Here is a 9,522-nt window from a genome sequence, read left to right on the forward strand (position 1 = left end):
ATTTCTTCGCTGCCATTCAACCGGCTCTTTTACGGAAGCGAAAAGGCAATCACAAAATCGCCTTGCCTGCTTCCCAGCTTTCCATGACCGCCGGCAGCTATTACCATATACTGTTTGCCGTTTTCTTCATAGGTCATAGGCGTAGCCTGGGCACTGGCCGGCAACGCATGCTCCCAGAGCAACTCACCGGTTCGGGTATTAAAAGCGCGTAAATGGTCATCTAAAGTAGCAGCTACGAACAACAGATTTCCAGCAGTAACAATGGTACCGCCAAAATTAATTGACCCCCATTTTTTGCACCATTGTGCAGCTGAAATACAAAGTAAAGTATGATCTGCAAGGATGGGAGTTGCTTCAAAAGCAGCTTTCTCCTTTGCGTTCGTACCGTCATATTTTTCTAATTCTCCGGTTTGATAAGTTCAGGCTACCTGCAGTTGCTTTACATTTTTGCTGTTAATTTGCTGCAATCCCGAATAACGGCTTCCCCCCGCATCACCCCCATAGGCAGGCCACCCGTGGTTCTTTTTGCCATCTTGCATAAGTGATTGTCCTTTTAAAGAAACCAGAGCAATATTCAACGCGAGAGCGGTGGTCATTATTTTTGTAAATGGCATAACCGAATTATTGAGGAAAGTGATATACGCATAAATGTAAAGATGTTTTGCAGAAAAGCCTGTAAGGGGCTTCACTGCGAAGGTCTTACAGGCTTAAAGATGCAAATAAACGGTATATTTTATTTTAAGATCATCAAATTCTTTTACAGCCTGAACGATCTGTTGATCGGGGAAGCGGGTGCTCATATAGCTGGTGCTGATAGCGGGAAGATCATTGGGCGTAAAATGCCTGTTTGCTGGTTAACGTTGTTTGCTTTCCATATAATGTTTAAACAACTGTAGATTATTGTCCATGTATGTTTCCCGGAAGCTTTCGGAAAACAAACCGTAAAATTTTTCCCAGGGGTACCATTTTATATCTTCATTTATCCACCATTCTACTTTGGTAAGCAAAGCGTTCTGCTGATGCTGCACAACCGAGAAGCCGCTGCTGAATACCTGTTTATCGTTCGATTTTATGATAACCATTATGCTATCCGCCGCAAATTGTTCCAGTTGTATAGCATTGGAAATGCCGTTGGCGCTTGTCCATTCTACCCGTTGTGGCGATGCTATGGAATATGCAGCACTGCTGTCCTGCAAAATAGGATTCCAGTTCTTCCAGTCTTCAATACGCAGCAAGGCAGCCATTACACTGTCTTTGGGAGCATGCAGCAATACCGATTTGGATACGCTTATTTTTGAAGGCAGCAGGAAAGAAAAAAACAATAATATAAGGCTGAATGTTATAAGCCCAATAACTACCTGTTTTAATAACCGCATATTGTTTATTGTTTTATTCCCATTTAAACGCTTTTACCGCAAGCGCGTAACCCACCACAGCCCATATGGCAAGTATGCCCAACTGTTTACCGCAATCTGTTAAATGTGCACCTTCAAAGGCAACATTGCGCATGGCATCGTTTAAATGTGTAAGGGGCAGTATTTTACAAAAAGGCTGAAGCCAGGCGGGAAAATTATCAATTGGAAAAAATGTGCCGGCAAGCAAAAACTGCGGCAAGGTAACAATATTGGCCAGTGGTGGGATAGCGCTTTCATTTTTAGCAATCCCGCTTACTACAAACCCCAGTGACATAAAAACCACCAGGCCTATAAAACTCAAGACCAGCAATTCAATAAAAGTGATCCATCCGTGTATCAATGTAAAATGAAAAAAATAATATCCAACCAGCAATATCACTACAGAAGTGATCAACTGGAAAGTTACCCTGCTGAGCCCCTCGCCCAAAACGATAAACGTGCGGCTTATCGGGGTGGCAAAAAAACGTTTAAGCACCAGGGTTTGCCTGAGGCTGAAAAATAAAAAGGCCACGCCAAAAACACCTGCGCTTAATAATGAAAAACCCAGTTGACCCGGCAGTATAAAATCTATGGTACGGTATGTTCGCCCCGGGATTTTCTCAATATGATTATTGATAACGGCAACAGTAGGCGCATCAGGATATTTTTGATGATCAATGTTTTTTATGATCGATTCCAGTATGGAACGCAGTACCTGCAAATTTTGCGGGTTTACCGCTTCAGAGCTTTTCAGGTTAATAAAGTAAGCCGGCGATGCATTTTTATTTTTTTGAATAGCGATGACAGCCGTTAGCCGCCCTTTTTCGAGATCTTCTTTTATTTCTACTTCCGGTTTTTCAATAATACGAAGACCCGGAATGGTTTTAATGATGCCATAGAGATAATTGGTTGTATCGGTGCCGGGATCAAAAGCTGCACGAATAGAAATTCGGCCTCCACTACCTAAAAAGCCAAAGACAAGAATAAATATCAGAGGAAAGGCAAAACTGAAAGCAACAGCCGACGGACTTCTGAAAATAGCGATAAGCCCGGCTTTGGCAACAGCTAACATGGCTTTAAACTGGCTATAGGATTTCGACATGCAATTGTATTTTGCCCGGCAAAGATAAAAGGTTTGTTGTTTTACTCCACAACAATATCAAAGGGCAATCTCGTTTGCGCGGTTCCCACCATTTGTCTGATGCGCTTTAACTGCACGAACAACTGGTATTCGTTGTAATTCAATTCTTCTTTAATGGCTCTTGCTTTTGCTGTTTTGCTGTAATTGCTTTTTAACAAGTCCCAGAAGGATGCCGGCTCCGGGTATTCCCGTAACCCGTATTCGGTAAGTTTCGCCATTCTGGCGGCACAGGCTACCGCATCATCCAACCCGCCCATACGGTCTACCAGTCCAATCTGCATAGCCCTGCTGCCCGTCCATACTCTTCCCTGCGCAATGCTGTCAACAAAAAGCATGTCTTTTTTTCGCCCATCCGCAACCCTCGTTTTGAAATCGCGGTAGATGGTGTCTATTTCGCTTTGTATGATTGTTTTTTCACCTTCGGTCAAAGGCCGGGTTACTGTGCCAATATCGGCATTGGGCGCTGTTTTTACCTGGTCGAACGTAATTCCCAGTTTATTTTTAAAAAAGCCCTGCATATTGGGCACGATGCCAAAAACGCCGATGGAACCGGTAATGGTATTGGGTTGCGCAAAAATGCTGTCGGCAGCACATGAGATGTAATAACCGCCCGAAGCGGCAACATCTCCCATGGAAACTACCAGAGGCTTTCCGGCTTTGCGGGTAAGCATGGTTTCGCGCCAGATGATCTCGCTTGCCAGTGCGCTGCCTCCGGGTGAGTTAACCCTCAGTACGATCGCTTTAATATTTTTATCTGTCCGGGCTTTTGCGATCAGGTTCCTGAATTCATCAGATCCTACCTGCCTGTCGGTTCCTTTACCATATACTATATCTCCTTCGGCATAAATAACAGCTATTCGTTCTGATCCGTATTTTTTTATATTCGTTGCCTCAGCATAGCTTCCCATTGGCACAAATTCAATTTTGTCGTCTTTATCAATTCCAAGCCTTTTTCTTATCTCGTCTTTTACTTCATCATCATATTTCACATCGTCCAGCAGCTTGTACTTTACGGCATCAGCAGCGGTTTGAATCATATATTCATCGGCATACCGGTGAAGCGTTGCCGTATCTATGTTTCTTGCAGCCGCTGTAGCAAGTAAAAAGCGACTGTATAAATCTCCGAGCCATACGGTAGTTTGCAGGCGGTTGGCATCGGTCATTTTTTCTTCGCGCAAGGGTTCCGTAGCACTTTTAAATTTGCCATCGTAAAATATTTGCGGCTCAATTTCCAGCTTCTTTAATGTGTTTTTCATGAAAAAAAGCTGGGAAGCAAATCCTTTCCACTCTATTATACCCTTGGGATTGCAGTAAATTTTATCGGCTGCACTGGCAACGAGATAAGCTTTCTGTGAGATCATATCGCCATACGCGATAATGAATTTTTTGCTTTGCCTGAAATCGAGAAGCGCATTGCGCAATTCCTCACTTGCGGCAAACCCGTTTGCATTTTCATTGCATTTGATGTATATGCCTCTTATTGATGAATCTTTTTTAGCATGTTGAAGAAGACGGATTACATCATACAAAGATGCCGAAAATATATCCTTATCGCCACTGAGGCGTGCAATGGTATTATCGGGTTTTTTATCGTTAAAGCTGCGGGAAAGATCAAGTAAAAGAACAGATTTCGATGCTATCGTTGGTTTTTCTCTACTGGCAATGCTGCCCGCTATTCCAACTAAAATTAAAAATCCAATCAGGGTAAAAACAACCAGTGCCAGCAATGCTGCCAGGAAAAATTTAAAGAAACTCCTCACGTTTAAAATTTTAATCTGGTAAAAATAGAGATATTTGAAGCGGAAATTACATACTATCCATGAATAAAGCATATTTACTGATAGGCGGTAATATGAACAACAGGAAAAAACAACTTCAAAAAGCAGCTGCCAAAATTGGTGAAACCTGCGGAACAATAACACGCTTATCCCACTTTTACGAAACAGCAGCCTGGGGAAAAACCAATCAGCCCGCTTTTCTTAACCAGGCCCTTATGCTGAATACGTTGTTATCGCCGCGGCACTTACTTGACAGCATACTGGATATTGAAACGGGCATGGGACGGCGCCGGGTTGAAAAGTTTGGCCCACGGATCATTGATATTGATATTTTGTTGTGGAATGATAAGGTAATTGACCAGCCGGGCCTTAAAATCCCTCATCCCGAGCTGCCCAACAGGCGTTTTGCACTTGAACCTCTTAGTGAAATAGCCTCCGGCATTATACATCCGGTGCTCAAAAAAAGCATTCTTTGTATGTTAGAAGAATGCACTGATGCTTTAGCAGTACGGAAACTGGAAAATTAGTGTATAACCCTTTTGAGTTTATTTAAAAGGGTTGTTTAAGTTTGGCTTTCTTTATGAAATATCATTTCATTACCATTGAAGGCAATATAGGTGCAGGTAAAACAACCTTGGCCCACCTGTTGTCGAGGCATTTTAATGCGCGGCTTATACTGGAACAATTCGCAGACAACCCTTTTCTTGCTAAGTTTTACGAAAACCCAAAACAAAACGCCTTTCCGCTGGAGCTGTTTTTTATGGCGGAAAGATATAAGCAGCTCAAAGAGCTGATCCATACCAAAGACCTTTTTCAGAGTATAACAATATCGGATTATCTTTTTACCAAGTGCCTGCTTTTTGCAAAAGTAAACCTGCCGGATGAAGAATTTTTATTGTACCAGCGTCTCTTCGACATTATTAACCAACAGCTCATTCAGCCTGATATACTGATATACCTGCATGCGCCTGTAGGTAATTTGCAGGCTAATATCAAAAAGCGCGGACGAACTTATGAGCAAAATATACCCGATGAATACCTGTTCAATATACAACAAACCTACACGCATTATATAAAGCAGCACAATATCCGAACGCTTTACGTAGATGCCGGTAAAGCAGATTTCCTGGGTAATGAAAGCCACCTGAAAACAATCATTGATGCACTTGATAAGGATTATGAAACGGGGCAGTATTATATAGCCCTCCCCTGAATACCTGCAGGTGATGAGCTTTCAAACCTATTTCAAAGAAAGCAGGGCTTTTGAAGCAATGCAAATTCCACAATTCAGGTTTTGCTTCATCGGGATGGTACCTGCTGTTGTTTTTTGCGTGAATGCTGAGCGGTATGCCGGACGGGATAAGCATAACTATTCCGGAGTGCCATTATTAAGAAAACTGCAATATTAACTTACTACAGGTTTTGTTCAATCCGTTTATCGATCACCAGTTTTTCAGTAGCTGTTATTTTTATTTTACCGAAATCGGGGTGCATTGGATTAATGATGATATTACATTCGGAGGGTACAATAACGGAGGGCACTTTTAGCAAGAGGGTCTTACCGGCAGTAAGCCACCTGTCTCCCATCCTTGTAACGGAAACCGGAACAGGATAGGTATCCCACCCCGCCGGCAGCTCCTTCAGCATATATTCATCCGATGAAAAGTTACCCGTTATCTCCAGTGTTAAGATCGAAAAATTGGCGCGCAAAATGGCAAGCGGTGTATTGGCGAGTACTTCAAGTATAGCCAGTGATTTGCTTTCAGAAGTGTACAAAGCAGCTTTTCCAACGCTGTTCCATCGGCCACCGTTGATCCTGGCGCCCGCTCCACTCAGGTCATGCAGGTATCTAAAGCTACATGCTCTGTATAACTTCACAAAAAATGGATTAAGAATAGACGCCGTGCTCAATACGGCCCAATAGCTTTAAAATCAAATGAACGCCAAAAGATGTATCAAGAAGATCAATGGGTTTTTTACCACCCAAAGACATTATAGCGGAATGTAACCATTGCTGCAGGTTATCGGCGGTTCCAAAAAGTTCAAGACCTTTACTTACTACCCGCGTTATTTCTATAACCCGCTCAGATTTATAAACATCTAAAAGTTCATTGTCATCTTTTCGCTGAATATTGCGGTGTGATGTGTGAAGCAGTGCGCTCATTTTATCCATGGTGATGCCAAGGTACTGGCTTAGCACCTTTAATGCCGATTTTCGCACGCCGTTTCGTGAGAGACGGATAAGATCCATATCATCTAAGGACGAAACAGAAAGAAGGTTGCTTCCACCCAAAACAACCCGCATGGTTTCGTAATGAACCGCAGCTTCTTCAACAACGGATTGCGGAATTTCTTCCTCTTCAATATGTTTTTTGGATTTTGCCATCGATCCATCAAAGATACGACATTTTGTATTAAAAAAATATTTTTTGTCGTATTTTATTTATTTCTGGCTGGTTTCTAAAAGCTTTTCCAGAACAAAAAAAACAGCAGGGCAAAATGTGGAATTTTTCAGGGTAATGCGGGCGCGGTTGATCAATACATCTTCATCAGTATACGGAAAACGTTCACAGTCTGACGGGCGTACAGCATAAATGCTGCAGCGGTTATCACTGCCAAGAAAGGGACATGGCGTTTGCTTCACTACATAATCGCCCTCCTCATCCAGACGGAGATACACATCAATGAACACGCTCTCCTTCATTTTCAGATGCCTGCTGATGCGCTTTATGTCGGGTGTTTTAAAGCGGGGAGAATAATTTTTGCAACAGGCTGCGCAATTCAAACAATCAATAACAGAAAAAGCTTCTTCGTGCAACCGGGGCAGTTGTTTTAATATTTTGTTCTTGCCGGACTTTTGGAGCATCCGGTCATAGGCCTTATAATGCACAGCAGCTTTTTTTTGCCATTGCGCACCTTTCCATTCACCCGATGTAAAAGCTGAAATATCTTTTTTAGGTTCTTCCATGCATACAATATGATCAGCCCTTTCGGGCCGGTTAAAGGACCAGGAAATCCGCAATGCAAGATACAGCACATTTAATTCACAATTGTTTATCTGCTTTCCACAACTCGTTTTTGATCTGCGGCTTTCATCCTACATTTGCACATCTTTTTAAAGGATCAACTCTATTTATATGAATGTATTTGATATACAAACCAATGAATTTCTTTCACGCCATATCGGGCCCAACGAAGCAGAAACAAGCCAGATGCTGGAAACCGTTGGCTTTTCTTCTTTGGAAGAGCTCATAGAAAAAACCATCCCATCTTCCATAATCTCTCCAAAAACACTGCAACTTCCTCCGGCGCAAAGCGAATACGAATATCTTCAGGAACTGAAAAAAATAGCAGAACAAAACAAAGTATTTAAAACATATACAGGACAGGGATATTACGGAACAATAACACCTTCCGTAATATTGCGGAATATTTTTGAAAACCCGGGTTGGTATACCCAGTATACGCCATACCAGGCAGAAATAGCACAGGGAAGACTGGAAAGCCTGCTTAATTTTCAAACGGTTGTGGCAGACCTTACGGAGTTGCCGTTTGCCAATGCTTCATTGCTGGATGAAGCCACAGCTGCGGCTGAAGCGATGTCTATGCTGTTTCATCATGTAAATAAAGCAGGTACGTCCGGTAGTAAGGCTAAGTTTTTTGTAGATACCGCTTTGTTTCCGCAAACCATTGATGTGCTCATTACGCGTGCAGCATCCATAGGGGTTGAATTGGTGTTTGGAGTTTACCAGGATATATCTATTGACGACAGCTTTTTTGGGGCTATCGTTCAATACCCCGATAATAACGGATCGGTAAATGATTACAGAAGTTTTGTTAATGAGGTGCACAACAACAGCGGGTATGTAGTGATGGTTACCGACCTGCTGGCACTAACCCTGCTTACTGCTCCCGGCGAACTGGGGGCCGATGTGGCTGTTGGCTCTGCACAACGCTTTGGCGTACCTGTTGGCTATGGCGGGCCACATGCCGCTTTTTTTGCTACAAAAGAAGAATTCAAAAGGAATATACCCGGCCGCATCATTGGTATCAGCATTGATGCAAAGGGGAACAGGGCTCTGCGAATGGCTTTGCAAACAAGAGAACAACATATTAAAAGAGAGAAGGCCACCTCCAATATTTGTACCGCACAGGCCTTGCTGGCCAATATGGCGGCCATGTATGCCGTTTACCATGGCCCCGAAAAGCTGAAACAAATTGCCACGCGAATAACGATCCTGGCAAAAACGCTATCAGAAGGGTTACACGAATTGGGCTATACCAACGTTAACCGTTATTACTTTGATACGCTTAAGGTAGAGGTTAACAATGCTTCAAAAATAAAATCCATTGCAGAAAACAATGAAGTAAATTTCAGGTACTTCGATGAAAGATATATCGGCATTTCTGTGGATGAAACCACTTCGCAGGAAGACGTGCTCAATATCCTGTATATTTTTGCAGAAGCTTCCGGTCACAGCGGTGTATCGCTTACCTTCAATGAAGACGATCTTCCCGATAATATTCCTGATCATGCCGTTCGTCAATCCGGGTACCTGTCACACCAGGTTTTTAATTCGCACCACAGTGAAACTGAAATGATGCGTTATATCCGGCTGCTCGAAAATAAAGACCTCTCCCTCATAACTTCCATGATCTCATTGGGAAGCTGTACCATGAAGCTGAATGCCGCTACTGAAATGATCCCTGTAAGCTGGCCCGGATTTGCGCAAGTTCATCCCTTTGCACCAGCATCGCAGGTAAAAGGGTATGCCTGTATTATTAACGCATTGAGAGAATATTTATGTGCCATTACAGGGTTTGATGCCTGCAGTTTGCAACCAAACAGCGGAGCGCAGGGCGAATATGCCGGCTTGCTTACCATTCGCCGCTACCATAAAGCCAATGGAAATGAAAGCCGGAATGTTGTGCTTATTCCCATTTCGGCGCATGGAACCAATCCTGCTTCGGCAGTATTGGCCGGTATGAAGGTGGTAGTGGTGAAAAGCGATGAAGAAGGGCACATTGACGTTGCTGATCTGAAAGCAAAAGCAGAACAGTACAAGAACACACTGGCGGCATTAATGGTTACTTATCCTTCTACCCATGGCGTGTTTGAAGAAAGCATTAAAGACATATGCACGATAATTCACGATAATGGTGGTCAGGTATATATGGATGGCGCCAATATGGACGCTCAATGTGGTTT

At 43.0% G+C, this 9,522-nt stretch carries 11 protein-coding genes; 3 read left to right on the plus strand and 8 right to left on the minus strand.

All coding sequences use genetic code 11. From position 1 onward, the window contains the following. Window positions 1-29: 29 nt before the first annotated feature. From PLH26_RS05035 to sppA, 5 genes are all read right to left on the minus strand, one after another. Entirely contained in the window at window positions 30-344 is a 315-nt protein-coding gene (locus PLH26_RS05035; RefSeq protein ID WP_324584911.1) for a PQQ-binding-like beta-propeller repeat protein, read from the minus strand. A gap of 75 nt (window positions 345-419) precedes the next feature. After that, window positions 420-614, minus strand: a complete 195-nt coding sequence (locus tag PLH26_RS05040) for a hypothetical protein (protein WP_324584901.1) — start codon at window positions 612-614, stop codon at window positions 420-422. A 240-nt stretch (window positions 615-854) separates the two neighbouring features. Next, window positions 855-1,376: a hypothetical protein gene (locus PLH26_RS05045; RefSeq protein WP_324584902.1), complete on the minus strand. Its 522-nt coding sequence runs from the start codon at window positions 1,374-1,376 to the stop codon at window positions 855-857. A 13-nt stretch (window positions 1,377-1,389) separates the two neighbouring features. Continuing rightward, entirely contained in the window at window positions 1,390-2,496 is a 1,107-nt protein-coding gene (locus PLH26_RS05050; protein ID WP_324584903.1) for an ABC transporter permease, read from the minus strand. A gap of 41 nt (window positions 2,497-2,537) precedes the next feature. Further along, complete coding sequence (gene sppA, locus PLH26_RS05055; protein WP_324584904.1) at window positions 2,538-4,295, minus strand: signal peptide peptidase SppA; 1,758 nt, start codon at window positions 4,293-4,295, stop codon at window positions 2,538-2,540. Window positions 4,296-4,354: 59 nt separating this feature from the next. Here sppA and folK point away from each other — a divergent pair, with 59 nt between their 5' ends. Continuing rightward, on the plus strand, window positions 4,355-4,840 hold the full coding sequence (gene folK, locus PLH26_RS05060; protein WP_324584905.1) for a 2-amino-4-hydroxy-6-hydroxymethyldihydropteridine diphosphokinase: 486 nt from the start codon (window positions 4,355-4,357) through the stop codon (window positions 4,838-4,840). 53 nt (window positions 4,841-4,893) lie between these two features. Next, the gene (locus PLH26_RS05065) at window positions 4,894-5,526 is read left to right on the plus strand and encodes a deoxynucleoside kinase (protein ID WP_324584906.1); all 633 of its coding nucleotides are present in this window, start codon (window positions 4,894-4,896) and stop codon (window positions 5,524-5,526) included. A gap of 200 nt (window positions 5,527-5,726) precedes the next feature. On the opposite strand, the gene PLH26_RS05070 is transcribed toward PLH26_RS05065, so the two are convergent. Genes PLH26_RS05070 through PLH26_RS05080 form a run of 3 tightly spaced genes read right to left on the minus strand, consistent with a single transcriptional unit; the run spans window position 5,727 to window position 7,281 of the window. Then, window positions 5,727-6,191, minus strand: a complete 465-nt coding sequence (locus PLH26_RS05070; RefSeq protein ID WP_324584907.1) for an RES family NAD+ phosphorylase — start codon at window positions 6,189-6,191, stop codon at window positions 5,727-5,729. Between the two features lie 10 nt (window positions 6,192-6,201). Then, window positions 6,202-6,699 (minus strand): Xre family toxin-antitoxin system antitoxin, encoded by a 498-nt coding sequence (locus PLH26_RS05075; protein WP_324584908.1) that lies wholly within the window; start codon window positions 6,697-6,699, stop codon window positions 6,202-6,204. Between the two features lie 57 nt (window positions 6,700-6,756). Continuing rightward, a complete protein-coding gene (locus PLH26_RS05080) occupies window positions 6,757-7,281 on the minus strand; it encodes a YkgJ family cysteine cluster protein (RefSeq protein WP_324584909.1) in 525 nt (174 codons plus the stop codon). Window positions 7,282-7,450: 169 nt separating this feature from the next. Here PLH26_RS05080 and gcvP point away from each other — a divergent pair. After that, window positions 7,451-9,522 (plus strand): aminomethyl-transferring glycine dehydrogenase (gcvP, locus tag PLH26_RS05085; protein WP_324584910.1); only part of this gene is annotated, 2,072 nt, incomplete at its 3' end.

Origin of the sequence: Agriterribacter sp. (genome assembly GCF_035444585.1) — a bacterium.
Classification (GTDB): domain Bacteria; phylum Bacteroidota; class Bacteroidia; order Chitinophagales; family Chitinophagaceae; genus Agriterribacter.

Excerpts from the sequence above, each read along its gene's own strand:
- PLH26_RS05040 (WP_324584901.1), bottom strand. The coding sequence starts at position 614 with ATGCCATTTACAAAAATAATGACCACCGCTCTCGCGTTGAATATTGCT.
- PLH26_RS05045 (WP_324584902.1), bottom strand. The coding sequence starts at position 1,376 with ATGCGGTTATTAAAACAGGTAGTTATTGGGCTTATAACATTCAGCCTT.
- PLH26_RS05050 (WP_324584903.1), bottom strand. The coding sequence starts at position 2,496 with ATGTCGAAATCCTATAGCCAGTTTAAAGCCATGTTAGCTGTTGCCAAA.
- folK (WP_324584905.1), top strand. The coding sequence starts at position 4,355 with ATGAATAAAGCATATTTACTGATAGGCGGTAATATGAACAACAGGAAA.
- PLH26_RS05065 (WP_324584906.1), top strand. The coding sequence starts at position 4,894 with ATGAAATATCATTTCATTACCATTGAAGGCAATATAGGTGCAGGTAAA.
- PLH26_RS05075 (WP_324584908.1), bottom strand. The coding sequence starts at position 6,699 with ATGGCAAAATCCAAAAAACATATTGAAGAGGAAGAAATTCCGCAATCC.
- PLH26_RS05080 (WP_324584909.1), bottom strand. The coding sequence starts at position 7,281 with ATGGAAGAACCTAAAAAAGATATTTCAGCTTTTACATCGGGTGAATGG.